Below are 20782 nucleotides of genomic sequence, written 5' to 3' on the forward strand. Positions count from 1 at the left end.
TCGTCCAGCGCCGCGAGGATCTTCCTGCGGTCACGGTGCAGCTTCCACCAGCTGACCGTGTGGCGAGCGGTGATCAGGCCGAGCTCCACCAGGTCGCGGAGGCCCTCCTCTACTCGCCGCCCGCTCGCTCCCCGAATTCCACGAGCTTCGCGAACAGGTCCTCGATCAGCCAGCGGGTGTCGAACGCCTCGCAGACCCGGATCGTGTGCGGTCCGGCGTCGGGCAGGAGCTCGCCGTCCGCGGAGAACCGCGGTGCGCGGCGCTCCCGCCAGCGTCCGCCGGCGGGGTTCATCACGGCGCCGATGGCCGGGCTGTCGCCCAGCGACCGGAAGTCGAGCGGCCCGTACGGGATGGTCTCGTTGAACGCGATCAGCTGGTCCACGAGGTGGTCCCCGAGCGGGCTCGTGCCGCGCAGCCGGGTCCGCAGCTCGGCGTGCCCGACTCCGACTCCGGAGTACACGGGCATCGGGATCTGCCAGAGGGCGATGCCCGACTCGAGGACGCGGTTCGCGGCGTGGACGTCGTTGATCAGGTTGAACTCGGGGCTGTAGGCGGGGATCTCGTCGTAGGGCGGGCCGCCGACCCAGACGACCACGACGTCGCGCGAGGCGATCGACGGCTCGAGCAGCAGGGCGGCGGCGACGTCGGTCAGCGGCCCGAGCACGGCGATCCACAGTCGGCCGGCGTCGCGCAGGGCCTCCGCGACGATCAGGCGGGCGCCGTCGGATGCCGTCGCGGGCAGGGCCGACTCGGCGCCGTCGACGACGGTCACCGTCGATCCCGCCAACTCCAGGATGCGGTCGATCTCGGCGCGCGACTCCGGCATGCTCCCCGGCCGGCCGAAGTGCGCCGCGACCAGACCGCGGACGTCGAGGGTCTCGGTCAGCAGCGCCTGGATGATCGCGAACTGGTCGTCGGCCTCGTTCGCGGCGTCGGTGCTGACGATCAGGCGGTGCGGGGGAGGCGGGGTCATGCGGACTCGCGCTGCACGAGGGTCGTCGCGAGGATCGGCTGCCGGTCGACCGGGCGGCCCTGCACGACGGCGACGACGGTCTCGGCGGCGACGCGGCCCATGTCCTCCAGGGGCTGCCGGATGGTCGTGAGGGTCGGATCCGAGGTGGTCGCGATGACGACGTCGTCGAAGCCGATGACGGACACGTCGGCGGGGACGCGGCGGCCGGACGCCTGGAGCACGCGGATCGCGCCGTTGGCCATCAGGTCGGAGGAGGCGAAGACGCCGTCGAGGTCGGGGTGGCGCTGCAGGAGACGCGCCATAGCGGCGGAACCGCTCTCGAGGGTGAAGGCGCCGTGCACGATGGGGCTGGAGTCGAGGCCGAGCTCGGTCAGCTCGTCGCGCCAGCCGCGGATGCGGTCGCGGGCGGGCTCCATGTCGTGCGGGCCGGCGATGATGCCCAGGCGCCGGCGGCCGGAGTCGGCGAGCGCGCGGGCGGCGAGGCGGCCGCCTCCGTAGTTGTCGGAGTCGATGACGATCGCGTCCTCGGGCAGGGCGACGCGCGGGCGGCCGACCCAGGCGATCGGCACGGGGGAGTCGGCCAGCGCCTGGGCGAGGTGGGTGATCTCGTGCTGGAGGATCACGATCGCGCCGTCGACGGCCCGCGAGCGGAGGAAGCGGGGGATGCGGTCGCTGTCGTCGTGGTCGGCGGGCAGCAGCACGGGCTGCACCTCGCCGGCGTAGAGGCCCTTCGCGGCGCCCTTCAGCACCGAGGTGAAGAACGTCCCGGTGAGGCTGTCGAGCTCGTTGAAGGCGACGATCAGGGCGATGGCCCCGGCCCGCCCGCCGCGGAGCATCCGGGCGGCGCTGTTCGCCTCGTAGCCGAGGGACTTCGCGGCGCGCTCGACCGCGGCGGTCATCCGGACGTCGACATTGGTGCCGCCTGCGAGCACCCGGGCGGCGGTGGCGCGCGAGACGCCCGCGGCCTGGGCGACGTCCACCAGCGTGGGTCGAGTCATGCTGCTTCCTTCTGCGAGGGGAGGTTCCGGCTTCCGCGCCTCCCCGCGGAGCACGGTGGGGAGAACGTCGGAGTGAAGACTCGCACGGGGCGGCGGGCGGCCGTCCGGAACTGCTCGATTTGCGAAACTTCCCTTTGATACTAGGCGGAGATCGTTATCTCGCGGAGACCGGTTCTCGCTTGCATCGTGCTCGCGGGCGGGTTAGGTTGGCCGCCAAGAGATCGTTCTCTGAGGCTCGCCCTCACCGAAACCCTGCGAATCCCCAACGAAGAGGAATTGTCGTGAAAAGAAGCCTGACGGCCGTAGCCGCCGCAGCAGCAGTAGTCGCGCTCACCCTGACCGGGTGCTCGTCCGGAGGGGGAGGAGGCGCCTCGGACGACCCGAACGCCGAAGCCACCTTCTGGTCCTTCACCGGCATCAACGCCAAGGACAGCGTCGACGAGTACCTCGCGAAGATGCCCGACGCGAAGATCAAGCTCTCCGAGGTCGGCAGCACGACCGAGACCGCCACCGCCCTCACCGCGGCCCTCGCCGGCGGCAAGGTGCCCGACCTGGTCATGATCCAGAACGACGACCTGCCCCAGTTCGTCGCCAACAGCTCGAACTTCCTCGACCTGCGCACCCTCGGCGGCGACGACGTCGCCTCGACCTACCTCCCGTGGGCCGCCTCCGCCGCGACCGCCGACGACGGCTCCGTCGTGGGCGTCCCGACCGACGTCGGCGGACTGGGCTTCGCCTACCGCGCCGACCTCTTCGAGCAGGCCGGCCTGCCGACCGAGCCCGACCAGGTCGCCGAGCTCTGGAAGGACTGGCCGTCCTTCATCGAGACCGGCAAGAAGTACACCGAGGCGACCGGCAAGCCGTTCGTCGACAACATCGAGACCAGCGTCTTCTTCTCGACCGTCAACCAGGTCTCGGAGAAGTACTACTCGCCCGACGGCGAGCTGGTCTACGACACCAACCCGCAGGTGAAGGACGCGTTCCAGGTCGCCGTGGACACCAAGGACGCCGGCATCAGCGCCGGCATCGCCGCCTGGTCCTCGGGCTGGGCTCCGGGCCGCGCGAACGGCGCCTTCGCCGTGACGATCGCCCCCTCGTGGATCCTCGCCGGCATCAAGACCGACGCCCCCGACACCGCCGGCAACTGGCGCGTCACCAGCGTCCCCGGCATCGGCGGCAACTGGGGCGGCAGCGTCATCGCCATCCCCGCCCGCGCCGAGCACCCCGAGGCCGCCTGGCAGTACATCAAGACGATGATGTCGGCCGAGGGCCAGACCGACCACTTCAAGGCCTCGGGCACGCTGCCCGCCGCCACCGAGGCGGTCGCCAGCGACGAGGTCCAGTCGTACACCGACCCGTTCTTCGGCGACTCGAAGATCGGCGAGGTCATGGCCACCTCCGTCGAGCAGTTCCCGTCCTTCTACAACGGACCGGACACCACCCCGATCAACGGGGCGCTCCTCAACACCCTCGTCGAGCTGGAGGCCGGCAACGTGACCTCCGACAAGGCGTGGTCGACCGCACTCGACACGGCCAAGCAGGCCATCGGCGGCTGATCGCCCCACCCACCCGAGCGGCCCGGCGCCTCGCGCGCCGGGCCCCTCCCCCCTTTCTCGACGGAGGTACTCCCGTGTCAACGGTGACAGCAGCACCACCCCGCAAGCAGCGCAAGCAGCCCAGCGCGCCGGTCCAGAAGGCCGCGCGGATCCGCAACTCCCTCTCGGAGCGGATCGCCCCCTACGCGTACGTCGCGCCCTTCTTCATCATCTTCATCGTCTTCGGGCTCTTCCCGCTCCTGTTCACGTTCTACGTCTCGCTCTTCGACTGGAACCCGATCGGCGAGCAGACCTTCGTCGGCATCGCGAACTTCCAGCAGCTCTTCGCCGACTCCCGGTTCTGGAACGCGCTGGTCAACACCTTCGGCATCTTCATCATCTCGACGGTGCCCCAGCTGCTGTTCGCCCTCTTCCTCGCGCACCTGCTGAACCACGCCCGCCTCCGCTGGGCGAACTTCTTCCGCATGGCTCTGCTGGTGCCGTACATCACCTCCGTCGCGGCGACCGCGATCGTGTTCGCGCAGATCTTCGACAAGAACTTCGGCCTGATCAACTGGTTCCTCGGCATCTTCGGACTGCCGTCGATCAACTTCCTCGCCACGAACTACGGCTCCTGGATCGTCATCTCGACGATGGTCTTCTGGCGCTGGTTCGGCTACAACACGCTCCTCTACCTGGCGGGCCTGCAGTCGCTGCCCCGCGAGATGTTCGAGGCGGCCTCCGTCGACGGCGCGTCCAGCTGGCAGCAGTTCCGCCACCTGACGATCCCGGCGCTGCGCCCGATCATCGTCTTCACCGTGATCATGTCGACCATCGGTGGTCTGCAGATCTTCACGGAGGCGCTCCTGGTGGCCCCTGAATCGGGCCTCACCTGCGGCGCCGGCCGGCAGTGCCAGACGCTGGCGCTCTTCCTCTACGAGCAGGGCTTCGGCCAGTTCAAGTTCGGCTACGGATCCGCCATCGGCGTCGTGCTGTTCGTGATCGTGGTCCTCGTCTCCCTCCTCAACTTCTACCTCTCCACCCGCACCCGGAAGGAGGCCGTCTGATGTCGGATGTGATCGACCAGGCCGTCCCGCAGACGCTGGCCCCCACGGTCCAGAAGGCACAGCTGCCGAAGCGGCGCGGGAAGGGCGGCGGAGTCGGCTGGCCGACCTACGTCTTCCTCGTGATCGCGGTGCTCGTCTCGATCTTCCCGCTCTACTACATGTTCGTCGTCGCGTCGGTCGGAGCGACCGCCGTCACGTCGATCCCGCCGCGCCTGTACCCGGGCACGAACTTCATGGCGATCGCCGAGAAGGTGTTCGACACCGTCCCGTTCATCGCCTCGATGCTGAACAGCCTCATCGTGTCGCTGAGCATCGCCGTCATCTCGGCGATCCTCTGCGCGATGGCCGGCTTCGCCTTCGCGAAGCTGCAGTTCCCGGGCCGCAACGTGCTGTTCCTCATCGTGCTGCTGACCATGACGGTGCCGGCGCAGCTGAGCATCATCCCGCAGTACCTGATCGTCTCGGCGCTCGACTGGGTCGACACCCTCCAGGCGATCATCGTGCCGGGCCTGGCCAGCGCCTTCGGCATCTTCTGGATGCGGCAGCACATGTCCACGACGGTCAGCGACGAGCTGATCCAGGCGGCCCGCATCGACGGCGCCAACTCGTGGCAGCTGTTCTGGCGCATCGCCTTCCCGGTGGTCCGCCCCGCGGCGTTCGTCCTCGGGCTGATCACGTTCACCGCGGTCTGGAACGACTTCATGTGGCCGTTCATCGTCCTCAAGTCGCCGGAGCTGTTCACGGTGCAGATCGCGCTGAAGCAGCTGCAGGCCAACCGCTCGATCGACGTCGCCCTGGCGATGGGCGGATCGTTCATGGCCACCCTCCCGCTGCTGATCGCGTTCTTCTTCGTCGGCCGCCGGATGGTGTCCGGGATCATGGACGGGGCGTTCAAGGGCTGATGCACGACGCTTCCCCAGCACTGCCCGGGACGGACGCCGCGCGTCCTCCCGGGCGGGACTGGCGGGACCGCGCTCTGCCTCCGGCCGAGCGCGCCCGCCTCCTGACCCAGGAACTCACCCTCGAGGAGAAGGCGGCGCAGCTCGGCTCCGTCTGGCTCACCGACTCCGCCGACGACTTCGCCCCGAAGCTCGACGACGGGCCCGCCGCGGGCGACGACCTCTTCACCGGCGGCCTCGGCCAGCTGACCCGCGTGTTCGGCACCGAGCCGGTCAGCGTCCCGGAGGGCGTCCGCCGGCTCCGAGAGCTGCAGGAGCGCGTGGTCGCCGGCAGCCGCCTCGGCATCCCTGCCATCGCGCACGAGGAGTGCCTCACCGGCCTGGCCGCGTACGGCGCGACCGCGTTCCCCACTCCGCTCGCCTGGGCGGCCACCTTCCACGAGGAGCTCGTGGGCGAGATGGCGGAGGCGATCGGCTCGGACATGCGCGCCCTCGGCATCCACCAGGGCCTCGCCCCGGTCGTCGACGTCGTAAAGGACTACCGCTGGGGCCGCGTCGAGGAGACCCTCGGCGAGGACCCGTACCTGGTCTCGCAGCTCGGCGCCGCCTACGTGGCGGGGCTGGAGGGGACCGGCGTCGTCGCGACGCTGAAGCACTTCGCCGGGTACGCCGCCTCCCGCGGCGCCCGCAACCACGGACCCGTCAGCATGGGCCCGCGCGAGCTCGCCGACACGGTGCTGCCTCCGTTCGAGGCCGCCCTGCGGCACGGCGGCGCCCGCAGCGTGATGACCTCGTACACCGACATCGACGGCGTGCCCAGCAGCGCCAGCCGGCACCTGCTGACGACGCTGCTCCGCGACCGCTGGGGCTTCGAGGGCACGGTCGTCGCCGACTACTGGGCGGTGCCGTTCCTCCAGGCCATGCACCACGTCGCGGTCGACGCGGCCGACGCGGGGCGCCTGGCGCTGCACGCGGGGGTCGACGTCGAGCTGCCGCAGACGGCGGCGTACGGCGAGCTGCCGCGCCTGATCCGCGAGGGCGTCGTCGACGAGGCCGACCTCGACCGCTCCGTGGCCAGGCACCTGCGCCACAAGTTCGAGGTGGGCCTGCTCGACGGCGGCCCGCTGGTGCCCGAGGGAGCCGAGGACGTCGACCTCGACAGCGCTCGCAACCGCGCGATCTCGTCGCGGATCGCGGAGGAGTCGGTCGTGCTGCTGCGCGACGAGGACGTCGCGGGGCTGCTGTCCTCCGGCTCGCTCGCCGTCGTGGGACCGGCCGCGGACCAGTTCCGCAGCCTGGTCGGCTGCTACGCGTTCCCCAACCACGTGCTCTCCAAGCACCCCGGGCACGACCTCGGCCTGTCGATCCCGACGGTGCTGACGGCGCTGCAGGAGGAGTTCGGAGCGTCGCGCGTGCGCTTCGCAGAGGGCGGCTCGATCACCTCCGCGTCGACCGACGGCGTGCAGGAGGCGGTGGACCTCGTCCGCGGCTCCGATGCGGCGGTCGTCGTGGTCGGCGACATCGCCGGGCTCTTCGGCGACGGCACCTCGGGCGAGGGCTGCGACGCGGCCGACCTCCGCCTCCCCGGAGCGCAGGAGCCGCTGGTGACGGCCGTGCTCGAGACCGGCGTGCCCACCGTGGTGGTCGTCCTCTCGGGCCGGCCCTACGCGCTCGGGGCGTTCGGAGCGGCGCGCGGACTCGTGCAGGCGTTCTTCCCGGGAGCGGACGGGGCGGCCGCGGTCGCCGGCGTACTCTCGGGCCGCGTGGCTCCGACCGGGCGGCTGCCCGTGCAGATCCCGCGGCTCCCGTCCGCGTCGACCACGTACCTGCAGCCGTCGCTCGGGCTCTCGAACCCCGGGATCACGGCGCTGGACGCGACTCCGCTCTACCCGTTCGGCTACGGGCTGACCCGCGGCGCGGTGACGTACACGGAGCTGGCGACGGCGGCGGAGCTGCCGGTCGGCGGATCGCTCGACGTGGCGGTATCGCTCCGGAACGACGGCGCCGACACGGTCGAGGTGGTGCAGCTCTACGCGGGCTACCCGACCTCGGCGGTGGTGCGGCCGGTCGCGCAGCTCATCGGCTTCGCGCGCGTGCCGATCGCGGCGGGCGAGACGATGACGGTGCACTTCCACGTCGACGCGGCCCGGCTCGCGGTGACGGGGGAGGACGGCCGGCTCGCCGTGGACCCGGGGCCGCTGCGGCTGACGGCCGGCGCCTCGGCGGCGGACGCGGCGGTGACGGCGGAGGTGTCGATCACGGGGGAGCGGCGGCTGCTCGCCGAGCGGGCGCTGCGGACCCCCTGGTCGGTGGCGCGAGGCTGAGCGTTCGGCGCCTCAGGGGGGAGGCGCCGGCCGCTCGCGGGGGCGGGCCGGTGGTGCCGGCTCGCGAGTCCGCAGAAGTCGCGGTGCTCGAGCGCGAGACCTGCGACTTCTGCGGGGTCGGCGGCCGGGAGCGCGACGGCCGCGTAGCACCGGAGGCGCACAGCGCAAGGGGCCCGCGCGAGCCGGGGGCCCGGCCTAGCGTGGAAGGAGCGGCGCCGCCGGTGGCGGGCCGCGGAGAAGACCGATGCAGAGGAGAGTCATGCCCGCCCTGACCGACACGTTCACGCTGTCCAACGGAGTCGCCATCCCGAAGATCGGGTTCGGCACCTGGCAGATCCCCGACGGCCCCGAGGCCTACGACGCGACGACCGCCGCGCTCGAGGCCGGCTACCGCCACATCGACACCGCCCGCGCCTACGGCAACGAGGCGAGCGTCGCCCGGGCACTGCGCGACAGCGGCGTCCCGCGCGACGAGGTGTTCATCACCACCAAGCTCCCGGCCGAGGTGAAGGACTACGAGGGCGCGAAGGCGAGCTTCGAGACCACCATGGCGGCGCTCGAGCTCGACCACGTCGACCTGTACCTCATCCACGCCCCGTGGCCCTGGCAGGACATGGGCTCGGACCACCGCGAGGGCAACATCGCGGCGTGGAAGGCGATGGAGGAGATCCTCGAGGCCGGTCGCTCGCGTGCCATCGGCGTCTCGAACTTCCAGGTCGCCGATCTGGAGTCGCTGATCGCGGCGACCGACGTGGTGCCGCACGCCAACCAGATCCGCTGGTTCGTCGGCAACACCCAGGACGAGACGACCGCGTACTGCAAGGAGCACGGCATCCTCGTGGAGGGCTACTCGCCGCTCGCGACGGGCGGCCTGCTCGACAACTCCGACATCGGCGAGATCGCCGCGAAGTACGACAAGTCGGTGGCGCAGCTCTGCATCCGCTACCTGCTCGAGAAGGACGTGCTGCCGCTGCCGAAGTCGACGACGCCCTCGCGCATCGTCGAGAACGCCGACGTCGACTTCGAGATCTCGTCCGAGGACCTCGCGCACCTCGACTCGCTCGTCGACACGGAGTCCTGACCCGCGGGCGCCTGCTCCTGACGGTCCGGAGGCCGTCGCACTCGAGCTCGAGTGCGGCGGCCTCCTGCGTCTCTTCGCATCCGCCGCCGCCTCCGCCGCCGACTCCGCTCGCGAGTGCGCAGGAGTCGTCGCACTCGAAGTCGAGTGCGACAAGTCTTGGCTTCTCGCCGGATTCCTCCGATCGCGGTTCCGCGAGTGCGCAGGAGTTGTCGCAGTCGGACTCGAGTGCGACAACTCCTGGAGTCTCGGGGTGCTCGGCACAGGAGCGACGGGCGTCCGGCGTCCCGAGGCCGCTCGCGAGTGCGCAGTACTTGTCGCACTCGACGTCGAGTGCGACAACTACTGGCTTCTCGTCGGGCTCATCCCGACCGCGGTTCCGCGAGTGTGCAGGAGTTGTCGCGGTCGGTCTCGAGTGCGACGACTCCTGGCTTCTCGCCGAGGCGAGCCGGGGCGAGGCGGGGCGGGCCGGGGCGGGCCCCGCCCGCCCCGGCCGGCGCCCGCGCGTCAGGCCAGGCGCAGCAGGCGGCAGCCGTGCGGCTCGAGCTCGAGCTCGACGGCGCCGCCGACGATCGGCAGCTCGGCGCCGCTCCAGACGTCGACGGCCGAGGTCGCGCCGGAGCAGCCCAGGTCGGCCAGGTGCGCGGAGTAGGACCGCGCCGACGAGCCCAGCCAGAACACTCCGCGCCACTGCTCGTCGCCGCGCCACGCCGACCACACCACCAGGTCGCCGTCGCGGACGATCTCGCGGCTGCCGTAGCTGCCGAGAAGCGCGAGGACGTCGCCGTTCGTCAGCAGCGCGAGCGTGTCGGCGGGCGTGTCCGGGAGGTGCCCGCCCATCATCAGCGGCGAGCGGAGCAGGCACCACAGCGTCACGAGCGTCCGCTGCTCCGCGGGCGTGAACCGCGAGAGCCGGTCCTCGCCCACGTGCGCGCGTACGCCGATCCGCCCCAGCGGCAGCATGTCGGCGTCGGCCCAGGCGCCGGGGCGCTGGTGCGGAGCCCAGCGCGCGGCCCGCTGGAACTGCTCGTGCAGGTGGGCCCAGTCGTCCCAGAAGTCGTCCGAGATCCGCCACATCTGCGCGGTCGAGCGCAGCAGCTCGAGGTTCTCGAGCGAGAGCTGCTTGCCCGGGGAGAGGCTCAGCACCATCGGGCGGCCGGTCGCGTCGATCGCGCGGGAGAGGGCGGCGATCTCCTCCGCCTGGATCGGCGGGTAGAGCACGTCGTCGAGCTTCACGAAGTCGACGCCCCACGAGGCCAGCTGCGCCATCACGGAGTCGTAGTACTGCTGCGCGCCGGTCGCGCTCATGTCGACGCCGTAGTTGTCGGGGTTCCACGGGCAGACGTTCCCGCGGTCGGCGATGTCGGCGCAGGTCGCCTCCGCCCCGAGCACCGGCAGGCCGAGCTCGACGGCCCGCCGGGGGACGCCGCGCATCAGGTGCACGCCGAAGCGGAGGCCGAGGGCGTGCACGCGCGCGGCCAGCGCCGTGAATCCGCCCGTCGCCGCGGAGGGGAAGCGGCCGACGGCGGGCTGCGGGCGTCCCCAGTCGTCGAGCACCGGCTCCGACACCTCCTGGTAGTCGCTCGTGCCGGGATCGGGCTCGTACCACTGGATGTCGACGACGACCGTGTCCCAGCCGTGCGGCAGGAGGTGCTCGGCGAGGTACTCGGCGTTCGCGAGCACCTCCTCCTCCGTCACCGAGGCGCCGAAGCAGTCCCAGCTGTTCCAGCCCATCGGCGGGCGGCGGGCGGCCTCCGTGCGCGCGGCGATCACGACAGCTCCAGCGTCACGGTCGCGAAGGAGTGCGGGGGCAGCGTGACGCGCAGTCCTGTCGCCGTGGTCTCGATGCCCTCGAGGGCGACGGGGCTCACCTCGTCGGCGGCGCCGGGCCGGTTGTGCGCGTCGGGGCGGTCGGCGGTGAGGAGGCGGCCGATCGCGCCGGTCACGGTCCCGCCGCGGAAGTCGAGGGAGACCTCGAGCGGCTCCTCCAGGTCGACGTTGGTCAGCGAGACCAGGACGCGGCCGTCCTTCGTGGAGGCGGAGGCGGAGGCGACGGGGATCTCGCGGCCGTCGACCGCGTGCGTCGGGCCGGCGACCGTGGTCGGCAGCACCGTCGCGTCGTGGTGCCCCTTGTTCATCTCGAACACGTGGTAGGTCGGCGTGCGGACCATCTCGCCGCCGTCCGGGTCCGTCAGCAGCATCGCCTGCAGCACGTTCACCGTCTGCGCGATGTTCGCCATCGTCAGGCGGTCGGCGAAGCCGTGGAAGACGTCGAAGTGCCAGGCCGCGACCATCGCGTCGCGGATCGTGTTCTGCTGGAAGAGGAAGCCCGGATGGGTCCCCGGCTCCACGTCCCACCAGGTGCCCCACTCGTCGAGCACCATCCCGTACTTCTTCTCGGGGTCGTGGACGTCCATGACCGCGGCGTGCGAGCGGAGCAGCTCCTCGATCCCCTGCGCGGCCACGATCGTGCTCCAGTAGGTGTCGGCGTCGAAGTCGGTCGCGCTGCCCTTCGCGTGCCAGCTGCCGCCGATCGTGTAGTAGTGCACCGAGACCGACTCCCACGGCACGGAGGAGAAGGGATGCCCCTCGATCTCGGGGATCACCTCCATCAGCGTCTGCGTCCAGTGGGTGTCGGCGCCGTCGGCTCCGGCCGCCACGCGGTAGAGCGGAGTGTCGTTGCCGCTCTGCACGAAGGTCCCGAACTGCCGCGCCAGGTCGGCGTAGGCGTCGGCGCGCATGTTGCCGCCGCAGCCCCAGGTCTCGTTGCCGAGCCCCCAGAAGCGGACGGTCCACGGCTCCTCCCGGCCGTGGGAGCGGCGCAGATCGGCCATCGGCGACTTGCCCGCGCCGGTGAGGTACTCGGCCCAGTCCGCCATCTCCTGCACGGTGCCGGATCCGATGTTGCCCGAGATGTAGGCGTCGGCGCCGAGCAGCTCGCAGAGCGCCATGAACTCGTGGGTGCCGAAGGAGTTGTCCTCCGCGACTCCGCCCCACTGCGTGTTGATCAGGCCGGGACGCTCCTCGCGCGGGCCGATGCCGTTGGTCCAGTGGTAGCGGTCGGCGAAGCAGCCGCCGGGCCAGCGGAGGTTGGGGATGTCGAGGGCGCGGAGGGCCTCGACGACGTCCAGGCGGATCCCGCCCTCGTTCGGGACGGGCGAGTCCTCGCCGACCCAGAAGCCGTCGTAGATGCACCGACCGAGGTGCTCGGCGAAGTGGCCGTAGAGGTGGCGGCTGATGGTGGCGCCGGGGCGGTCGAGGTCGACGGTGACGGTGGTGTTCACGGGGTGCTCCAGGGTGGTGGCGGACGGGTCGGCGGCGGTGTCGGCGGTGTCGAGGACGCCGGGGTCGGCGGCGGTGCTCACGCGGTCTCGCGGACGAGCCGCAGGACGATCGCGCGGTCGGCGTGGAAGGTCGGCAGGTCCAGGCCCGCCTCGCCCAGCAGGCTCCCCGAGTAGGCGGGGGCCGGGCGTCGGAGTCCAGCGGCACCGTCGACTCCAGCCAGTGCGGGCTCTGCCAGGGCGGGCCGAGCGAGCCGGGGCGCGCGGTCTCGATCCGGTAGCGCGCCCGCGGATCCAGGCCCGGGAGGCGGACGCGGCGGCGCGAGTCCGCGGTCAGCGCGGGCGTGACCAGCGTGTACAGCGCCTCCGAGCCGTCCGGCGCGACGACGCCCCGCAGCGACGGCGCGTCGGGGTCGGAGTCGTCGCCCCCGACGACCCGGCCGGTCGCGATCAGGCCGCGGTGCTCGCGGTACGCCGCGATCCAGCCCGCCAGCACGGGCTCCTCCTCCGCGTCCAGCTCGCGGAGGTCCCACTCGATCCCGAAGTGGCCGAGGAAGGCGATCGCGCAGCGGGTGTGCAGGTCGCTGGTGCGACCGGTGACGGAGTTGACCGGCGAGGCGACGTGCGATCCGAGCATCTCCGGCGGCACGAGCAGCCCGGTCCAGCGCAGCATCCGCGAGCGGTCCAGCGGGTCCTGGTTGTCGGAGGTGTGCACGCGGTCGGTGCGCTCGAGGATCCCCAGGTCGACCCGGCCGCCGCCGGAGGCGCAGCTCTCGATCTCGAGCTCCGGGTGTCGGGCACGCAGCTCGTCGATCAGCCGGTACAGCGCGAGCGTCTGCTCGTGCACCGCCGCCGTCCCGGTGGCGGGGTGGCCAGCGTCGATCAGGTCGCGGTTGTGGTCCCACTTGAGGTACGCGACGCCGAGGTCGGCGACCAGGCCGTCGAGCACGCCGAGGATGTGCGCGAACGCGTCGGGGTTCGTCAGGTCGAGCACCTGCTGGAAGCGGAACCGCGGCGGCAGCTCCTCGCGGGCCCGCAGGATCCAGTCGGGGTGCGCGCGGGCGAGGTCGGAGTCCTCGTTGATCATCTCGGGCTCGACCCAGACGCCGAACTCCATGCCCAGGCTGCGGACGTGCTCGGCGAGGGGGAGGAGGCCGTCGGGCCAGGCGACGGGGTCGGGCGTCCAGTCGCCGAGGCCGGCGCGGTCGTCGCTGCGGCCGAGGAACCAGCCGTCGTCGAGCACGTAGCGCTCGACTCCGAGGGCTGCGGCGCGGTCGGCCAGCTCGGCGAGGACGGCGAGGTCCTGGTCGAAGTAGACCGCCTCCCAGACGTTGAGCGTCACCGGGCGCGGCCGGCGCGAGGAGCGGGAGACCCCGCGGAGGTGGGCGTGGAAGCGGGCGGCCGCGGCGTCGAGGCCGTGGCCGAAGCTGCCGGAGATCCAGGGGGAGGAGTAGCTCTCGCCGCTCGCGAGGCGCACCTCGCCGGGCAGGAGCAGCTCGCCGCCGCGGAAGGCGAGCCAGCCGTCGCCGCGCTCCACCGCGTGCTCGTGGTTGCCGCCGATGCCGACGTGGCAGAGCCAGACCCGGCCGTCGGCGGAGTCGAAGCCGGGGGTACCGACCGCGACGACCGTCGTCGCGTCCAGGCCGGTGCGGCCGCGCCGCGAGGAGCGGGAGTGGGTGCCGGTGACGACGGGGTGGCGCTGGGGGATCTTCTCGGTGCCCCAGCGGCCGGAGAAGTCCAGGATCTCGCGGGCCTCGGTCGGGATCCGGAGGGCGGGGTCGACGCCGATCACCTCGAGGTGCCCGGCGCCGTCGTTGCGGACCGAGACGCGGGTCCTGAGCAGTCCGGCAGGAGAGAGAACGATCTCTAGGACGACCCCGATCCGGGCCTGCGCGTCGTGCGCCTCGACGGTCACGGCGGCGCTGCCGGCCTGCGCGACCGCGCCCTCCGCGAGGGCCTCCCCGTCCACCGAGACGGTGTCCACGGTCAGTCTCGGCGACCAGCCGGCGCCCTCCCGGTGCACCCGGAGACCCGGCAGGCCGGCCCAGCCGAAGGTGTGCTCGGGCAGGATCCCGGGCTCGTAGGGGACGTCGGAGGAGCCCTCGATCCCCGTCCGCACGGGAGTTCTTGCGAAAGCTGCGAGATCGTCGTCGCTCGCGTCGAGTCGCGGACCCCAGTGCAGCAGCACGGGCAGGTCGCCTCCCGATTGAGTGAGGAGGGCGGACACGTCATCGGCGACGAGATGGATCACTCTCGGGGATTGCATGTCCCCATTCCTATCGTCGATCCTGGTCTGAGTACAGCGAGAGATCGATCTCGGCCCTCGGTCGAATGGACCACCGCGCGGATCGACCCGCGCCGATCGACCACCGCTCGCACCGCTCACCCCCACCACCCACCGCCTCGACGAGGAGCACCCATGCCGCTGACCCACCCGGCCCCGCACGAGACCCGCCTGGAGCGCGGGGTGCTCGACGCGCGGCGGCGGCTCAACCGCGACTACCTCCTCTCGCTCACCGACGAGGGGCTGCTGCAGAACTTCCTGATCGAGGCCGGGATCGGCGACCAGGGCTGGCACCTGCACCCCTCGCAGGACTCGCGCGAGGCCCGCGGCCTCGACCGGCACTGGGGCTGGGAGACGCCGGGCTCGCAGCTGCGCGGGCACTTCCTCGGCCACTGGCTCTCCGCAGCGGCCCGCGAGGTCGCGGTCACCGGCGACCCGCTGCTGCGCGTCCGGATCGACTCCGTGCTCGACGGACTCGAGCGCTGCCAGGAGGAGAACGGCGGCGGCTGGATCTGGGCGATCCCGCGCGGCTACCTCGACCGCCTCGCGACCGGCCGCCCCGTCTGGGCGCCGCAGTACGCGATGCACAAGCTGCTGATGGGCCTCGTCGACCTGCACCTCGACCTCGGCGACGAGCGGGCGCTGCGGATGGCGCGGGCCGCCACGGTCCCGCTGCTGGAGTGGGTCCGCGGATTCGACGACGCCGCGTTCCAGGAGATCCTCGAGGTCGAGACCGGCGGCATGCTCGAGGTCTGGGCCGACCTCCTCGCGATCACCGGCGACCCCGTCTACACCGAGCTGCTCGGCCGCTACGACCGCCGCTCCCTCTTCGAGGGCCTGCTCGAGGGCCGCGACGTGCTGACCAACATGCACGCCAACACCACGATCCCCGAGGTCCTCGGCGCCGCCCGCGCCTACGAGGTCACCGGCGACGAGCGCTGGCGGACGATCGTCGAGGCCTACTGGGAGCAGGCGGTCACCCTCCGCGGCACCTTCTGCACGGGCGGTCAGACCTCCGGCGAGATCTGGACGCCGCCCTTCGCGTTCGCCGCTCGCCGCGGCGAGAAGACGCAGGAGCACTGCGTCGTCTACAACATGATCCGGCTGGCCGACGTGCTGCTGCGCTGGACCGGCGACCTCGCCTACGCCGACTACATCGAGCGGAACCTCTGGAACGGCCTCCTCGCCCAGCAGAACCCGCGGACCGGGATGGTCGCCTACTTCCTGCCGCTCGAGGGCGGCGCCCGCAAGGACTGGGGCAGCCCGACCGAGGACTTCTGGTGCTGCCACGGCACGCTGGTGCAGGCGCACACGCGCCACTCCGGGCTCGTCTTCTACCGCGGCGGCGACGCCGAGCTGACGATCGCGCAGCACGTCGACGCGAGCCTGCGCCTGCCGACCGCCGCCGGCGACGCGGCGGTGCGGGTCGAGGTGCTCGACACCGCCGGCTACGTCGGCCCGGACGCCAACGCGGGTGCCGCGGGCGACGTGCACCGCCCCACCGCCTCGCGGATCCGGGTCGAGATCGTCTCGGAGGAGGGGGTCGCGCTGCACGTGCGGCTGCGGGTGCCGGAGTGGACCGTCGGCGAGCCGGGGGTCGCGGGCGACGCCGAGCGCGTCCGGGCGGGCGACGGCGCGCTCCTGATCGAGCACCCCGGCGGCCGCACGAGCGTCGACCTCGCCTTCGGCACCGAGATCCGCGCCGTGCCGATCCCGGACGAGCCGGGCACGGTCGCCTTCGTCGAGGGCCCGATCGTGCTGGCCGGCCTCGTCGACCGCGAGATCGCGCTGCGGGGGCGCCTCGAGGACGCCCCCGCCCTGCTCGCCCCCGACAACGAGCGGCAGTGGACCCAGTGGCTGCGCGGATACCGCGCCGTCGGCCAGCCCGCCGCCGTCCGCTTCCGGCCTCTGCACGAGGTCGTCGACGAACCCTTCTCGCTCTACTTCCCGGTCTCGGCCGGGAGCTGATGGACAGGATCCCCTCCGTGACCTGCGCTCCGCGCTCATGACCGCCTCCACCGCCTCCCCCGCCGTCCAAGCGATGCCCCGCGGCCGCCTCCTGCTGCCGATCTTCGCGATGCTCGTCGGCTTCGGGCCGCTCACCATCGACCTGGTGCTGCCGTTCCTGCCGACGCTGCAGGACGATCTCGGCGTCTCGGTGGCGACCGCCCAGCTGGTCGTCACCGGCGCCACCTTCGGCTTCGCGGCCGGCCAGCTCGTCTCAGGACCGCTCAGCGACGCGGTCGGCCGCAAGTGGCCGCTCGGCGTCTCGGCGGCGCTGCACATCGCGGCGAGCCTCGTCGCGGCGATGACCTCCGACACCGCCGTGCTGCTCTCGGCCCGCTTCGTCCAGGGCGCCGCCTGCACCGCCGCGGGCGTCGTCGTCACCGCCATCGTCCGCGACCTCTACAGCGGCAAGCGGCTCGTCACGATGCTCGCGAACCTCGCCGTGATCGTCTCGGTCTTCCCGATCCTGGTGCCCTCCGTCGGCGCGCAGCTGACCAAGGTGATCGACTGGCGCGGCTCCTTCCTCGCGGTCGCCGCCTGGGGAGCGCTCGCGACCGTGATCGCGCTCCTGGTGCTGCCCGAGACGCTGCCCCGCGAGCGGCGGCACCAGGGCGGGCTCGGCCCGTCGCTGCGCAACTCCTTCGGGATGCTCCGCCGGCCGCGCGTGCTGGCGCTCGCCGCCGCCTCGGCCGCGGGCTGGTCGGTCGGCTTCGCGTATCTCGCGACCGCTCCCTTCCTCTACACGAACGTCTACGCGGTCGGGCCCGACCTGTACGGGCTGCTGTTCCTGGTCACCTCGCTCGTGACGATCGCGGTCGGGCAGACGACGGGACGAGTGATCGTGCCCCGCTTCGGACCCCGGTTCGCGATGTTCGCCTCGGCGATCGTCACGGCGCTCGGCGCCGTCGTGGTCGCGGTGCTCGCGCTCACCGGCACGCAGCCGCTGCTCGTCGTCGTCGGCGCGCTGACGTTCGCGCTGGCCGGCCGCTCGCTCGGCTTCGCCCCGGTGCAGTACCTCTCGCTGCAGGGCCCGTCGAGCGAGGCGGGCAGCGTCACGGCGATCCTCGGCACGGTCAGCTTCACGGCGGCCGGACTGGTGATGCCGGTGATGGGCGCGTGGGCCGAGATCTCGCTGATCCCGTTCGCGATCCTGCTGCTGCTCGCGGGCCTGGTCGAGGGCGGCGTGGCGCTGCTGTTCCGGCCGGGCTCGCGGCGCTTCGATCCCGGGGCGCAGCGGCTCGAGGACGAGCCGGCCGGGGCCGCCCGACCGGCCGGCCCCCGCGCGCACGACGAGAAGAGCTGAGATGACCCTCCGGGAAGGAACCACCGTGGAACTGCGCTCCGGCGACTACACCCTCCGCGTCGAGGCGGGCGGCCTCGAGGTGCTCGCGGGCGAGCGCGTCCTCTACGCGAACGACCGGCCGCTGCGCGTCACGGTCAAGACCGTCGCCGCGATCAGCGAGTACTCCGGCGCGCCCTACGACGACGTCTCGCTGTCGGAGGGGGCGATCACCGCGAGCGGGACGATCACCGTCCGCTCCGGGTCGGCCTTCGCCGTCACCGACGTCTGGCGCGTCGCGGGCGACGGCTTCTCCGTGCACCGCGACGTCGAGGTGCTGGCGGCCGGCGGCGACCTCGGCTTCTCCACCGCCGTCTCGCTCGGGCTGACCGGGTCCGACGACCTCCGCGACTACGAGTGCTTCGCCCCCGGCGCCTGGTACCGCGACAACGCCTTCGGGCCCGCGGACGCGATGGGCCGCGACCCCGGCGGCGAGTACTTCTGGCGCACCGAGACGCACTACGCGCTGCCGCTGTTCGCCGCGCAGAGCCTCGCGACCGGCGAGACCGTGGCGCTCTCGCGCTGGGCGGCCGACGCGACGCTGCCGCGCCTGGACGTGGTCCGCTCGGAGAACTTCACCGACCCGGAGTGCACCGTCGGCTCGATCGGCCTGAGCCGCCCGCAGGGCACGACGCTGAACTACCTCTACTACGGCTTCGGCGTGCGGACCCCGCTCGACGTGCCGCCCGCGGGCCTGTCGATCGACTACGTCCACCCGGGCGCCGACGGCGAGCGCCCGATCGACAACCCCTACTCCGGCCTCGACTACGACGCCGCCCCGAAGGCCCTGCAGCGGGTGAACCACCCGGTCGGGGTCGGCTTCCGCCAGCGCTACGCCGTCGCGGTCGACCTCGGCCGGTACGACGACTTCGCGACGATGATGCGCGCCACCTGGCGCAGCACCTACGCCCGGCTCCGCGACGACCTGTTCGAGGTCGACAACGAGCGGCACTTCCACCACGGCATGGCGATCCTCCAGCGCCTCACCCGCCGCTACGGCGACTCCTGGGGCCTGCCGTTCGCCTGCCAGCTGCCGGACCTCGACGTCTCGAGCGTCTCCTTCCAGTTCGGCTTCGTCGGGCAGCAGCCCGGCATCGGCTACCAGCTGCTGCGCTACGGCGACCGCGAGGGCGTGCCGGAGGCGTTCGAGCAGGGCGTCGGCATCGTCGACTTCTGGGCGCGGACCGCGCTGCCCGAGTCGGGCCCGCCGCGGATGTGCTTCAACCCCTCGCTCGGCGGCTTCGAGCCGTACCCGCACTACCTGCGGATGCTCGCCGACGGCGTCGAGGCGATCCTCGACGCCTACCTGCACCTGAGCGACCTCGGCGACGAGCGCCCGCTCTGGCTCGAGTTCTGCCGGCGGACCGCCGACTGGCTGCTCGAGGTGCAGGACGCCGACGGCAGCTTCCACCGCGCCTACAACGCCGACGGCTCGGTGCGGATGGACTCGCGCTCGAACACCCCGAGCGTGATCCGCTTCCTCGTGCAGCTGCACCTCGTGACGGGGGAGGGGCGCTACCGCGCGTCCGCCGTGCGCGCCGGCGAGTGGTCGTTCGCGAACATCCACCGCACGCTGGAGTACCGCGGCGGCACCTGCGACAACGCCGACATCCAGGACAAGGAGGCGGGCATCTACGGACTGTTCGGCTTCCTCGCGCTGTACGACCTGACGGAGGAGCCGCGCTGGCTGGAGGGCGCCGTTCGCGCCGCCGACTACACGGAGACCTGGACCTACGCGTGGTCCTTCCCGGTCCGCGCGCCCTGGGCGCATCCCTTCAACCGGTACTCGATCTGCGGACAGAGCATCATCACCCTCGGCAGCGGCGCCGACGTCTACATGGCGGCCTGCTCGTACAGCTACTACCGACTGCACCTGATCACGGGCGACGAGCACTACCGCGATTTCGCCGAGTTCCTGCACCGCAACACCCGCCAGTCGACCGACGTCGACGGCAGCATCGGCTACGCGATGCCCGGCCTCGGCCACGAGAGCGGCGACTTCGCGACCCAGACCCTGCGCAGCCACCACCACTGGCTGCCCTGGTGCACCTTCGTCGAGGTCGACCCGGCCTCGCGCCTGCGCGACACCTTCGGCGTCTACGAGATCGCCGACGCGCAGCGCCTGCCCGCCGCCGAGCTGGCGGCCCGCAACCGCATCTACGACCGGTACGGGCGGTCGGGCGCCTGAGCGCGGGCGGGGTCCGGCAGGTACCTCCGGCTCGCAGCTTCGGCGCACCTCCGGCTCGCGGAACCGCCTCCGGCTCGCCGGATCCGGCTGTTCCCGCGTGCCGAGGCGCGTTCCGCGTGCCGGAGGTCACCCCGGTCGACCTCCGGCTCGCAGATTCATCCCCGGCTCGCCGGATCCGCCCGTTTCCGCGCGCCGAGGAGTGTTTCGCGTGCCGGAGGTCACCGCGGCTGACCTCCGGCCGATCTTCGGCTCGCGGTTCCGCGTCCGGCTCGCTGATTCCGTCTGTTTCGGCGTGCCGAGGCGTGTTCCGCGTGCCGGAGGTCGCCGCGGCTGACTTCCCGCTGACCTCCGGCACACCTTCTGCGCATCTCCGGCAGCCCCGAGACACGTCCGGCTCGCAGAACCGCCTCCGGCAGCACGTCCGGCGGACCTTCGGCTCGCGCGTCAGACTCACAGCACCGATGTCGAAGCGTCGTCCGACATCCGCTGGTTGCTCCGGGGGACCCCGTGACGACGCTGGACCTGATGTCGACTATTCACCCTGCGGCAGGCGGGCCTCGTCGTCGCCATCGTCCGCAGCGATGGCGTCGATCAGGTGCTGAGCATCCGGGAGCGCACGCTGTTCCTCAGGCGCCACCCGAACTCGACCGCGGATGCCGCATACCAGTCCCGCTTCTCCTGCTCATCGAGCTTGTCGATGAGGATCCGGATGTGGCCCCACGGCAAATGTGCCACAGGCTGTGGCACATTTACGAGGTCCGCCCATCCGGCCGCGAAGGACCGCATGTTCAGGAAGATCTGGATAGGCC

The 20782-nt window shown here is 72.1% G+C and carries 13 protein-coding genes and 1 pseudogene; 8 read left to right on the plus strand and 6 right to left on the minus strand.

The window, feature by feature from the left end; translation table 11 throughout:
- Positions 1-109: 109 nt before the first annotated feature.
- Both C5C95_RS00130 and C5C95_RS00135 read right to left on the minus strand, forming a co-directional pair.
- On the minus strand, positions 110-973 hold the full coding sequence (locus C5C95_RS00130; RefSeq protein ID WP_104323533.1) for a nucleoside hydrolase: 864 nt from the start codon (positions 971-973) through the stop codon (positions 110-112).
- Complete coding sequence (locus tag C5C95_RS00135) at positions 970-1971, minus strand: LacI family DNA-binding transcriptional regulator (protein WP_104224675.1); 1002 nt, start codon at positions 1969-1971, stop codon at positions 970-972. Before C5C95_RS00135 ends, C5C95_RS00130 begins: the two co-directional genes overlap by 4 nt.
- A 281-nt stretch (positions 1972-2252) precedes the next feature.
- On the opposite strand from C5C95_RS00135, the gene C5C95_RS00140 reads away from it, so the two are divergent.
- The 5 genes from C5C95_RS00140 (at position 2253) to C5C95_RS00160 (ending at position 8877) form a co-directional block, all read left to right on the plus strand.
- A complete protein-coding gene (locus tag C5C95_RS00140; protein ID WP_104224676.1) occupies positions 2253-3527 on the plus strand; it encodes an extracellular solute-binding protein in 1275 nt (424 codons plus the stop codon).
- Between the two features lie 83 nt (positions 3528-3610).
- Entirely contained in the window at positions 3611-4573 is a 963-nt protein-coding gene (locus C5C95_RS00145) for a carbohydrate ABC transporter permease (RefSeq protein ID WP_104224677.1), read from the plus strand.
- Positions 4573-5475: a carbohydrate ABC transporter permease gene (locus C5C95_RS00150; protein WP_104224678.1), complete on the plus strand. Its 903-nt coding sequence runs from the start codon at positions 4573-4575 to the stop codon at positions 5473-5475. Before C5C95_RS00145 ends, C5C95_RS00150 begins: the two co-directional genes overlap by 1 nt.
- Positions 5475-7796, plus strand: a complete 2322-nt coding sequence (locus C5C95_RS00155) for a glycoside hydrolase family 3 N-terminal domain-containing protein (protein ID WP_104323534.1) — start codon at positions 5475-5477, stop codon at positions 7794-7796. Before C5C95_RS00150 ends, C5C95_RS00155 begins: the two co-directional genes overlap by 1 nt.
- A 259-nt stretch (positions 7797-8055) precedes the next feature.
- Entirely contained in the window at positions 8056-8877 is an 822-nt protein-coding gene (locus C5C95_RS00160) for an aldo/keto reductase (RefSeq protein ID WP_104226493.1), read from the plus strand.
- A gap of 504 nt (positions 8878-9381) precedes the next feature.
- Here C5C95_RS00160 and C5C95_RS00165 read toward each other — a convergent pair.
- The 3 genes and pseudogenes from C5C95_RS00165 to C5C95_RS17980 form a co-directional block, all read right to left on the minus strand.
- Positions 9382-10647 (minus strand): glycoside hydrolase family 27 protein, encoded by a 1266-nt coding sequence (locus C5C95_RS00165; protein WP_258072596.1) that lies wholly within the window; start codon positions 10645-10647, stop codon positions 9382-9384.
- Positions 10644-12239 (minus strand): alpha-N-arabinofuranosidase, encoded by a 1596-nt coding sequence (locus C5C95_RS00170; RefSeq protein WP_374954303.1) that lies wholly within the window; start codon positions 12237-12239, stop codon positions 10644-10646. The genes C5C95_RS00165 and C5C95_RS00170 overlap by 4 nt, the downstream gene beginning before the upstream one ends.
- Positions 12240-12654: 415 nt before the next feature.
- A pseudogene (locus C5C95_RS17980) lies at positions 12655-14421 on the minus strand (alpha-galactosidase); the annotation flags it as partial.
- A gap of 153 nt (positions 14422-14574) precedes the next feature.
- Between C5C95_RS17980 and C5C95_RS00180 the strand changes: the two are divergent.
- From C5C95_RS00180 to C5C95_RS00190, 3 genes are read left to right on the plus strand one after another with little or no spacing between them, the layout of a single operon-like run.
- Positions 14575-16407, plus strand: a complete 1833-nt coding sequence (locus C5C95_RS00180) for a beta-L-arabinofuranosidase domain-containing protein (RefSeq protein WP_181125494.1) — start codon at positions 14575-14577, stop codon at positions 16405-16407.
- A gap of 37 nt (positions 16408-16444) precedes the next feature.
- Positions 16445-17749 carry a multidrug effflux MFS transporter gene (locus tag C5C95_RS00185; protein ID WP_104261407.1) on the plus strand — a complete coding sequence of 435 codons (1305 nt, stop codon included), beginning with the start codon at positions 16445-16447 and terminating at the stop codon, positions 17747-17749.
- A gap of 25 nt (positions 17750-17774) precedes the next feature.
- Positions 17775-19973, plus strand: a complete 2199-nt coding sequence (locus tag C5C95_RS00190) for a hypothetical protein (RefSeq protein ID WP_104323630.1) — start codon at positions 17775-17777, stop codon at positions 19971-19973.
- Positions 19974-20564: 591 nt separating this feature from the next.
- Here the strand turns inward: C5C95_RS00190 and C5C95_RS00195 are convergent.
- Positions 20565-20759 carry a DUF1016 N-terminal domain-containing protein gene (locus C5C95_RS00195; protein ID WP_104323536.1) on the minus strand — a complete coding sequence of 65 codons (195 nt, stop codon included), beginning with the start codon at positions 20757-20759 and terminating at the stop codon, positions 20565-20567.
- Between the last annotated feature and the right edge of the window lie 23 nt (positions 20760-20782).

It is taken from the genome of Rathayibacter sp. AY1B7 (genome assembly GCF_002932735.1).
Classification (GTDB): domain Bacteria; phylum Actinomycetota; class Actinomycetes; order Actinomycetales; family Microbacteriaceae; genus Rathayibacter.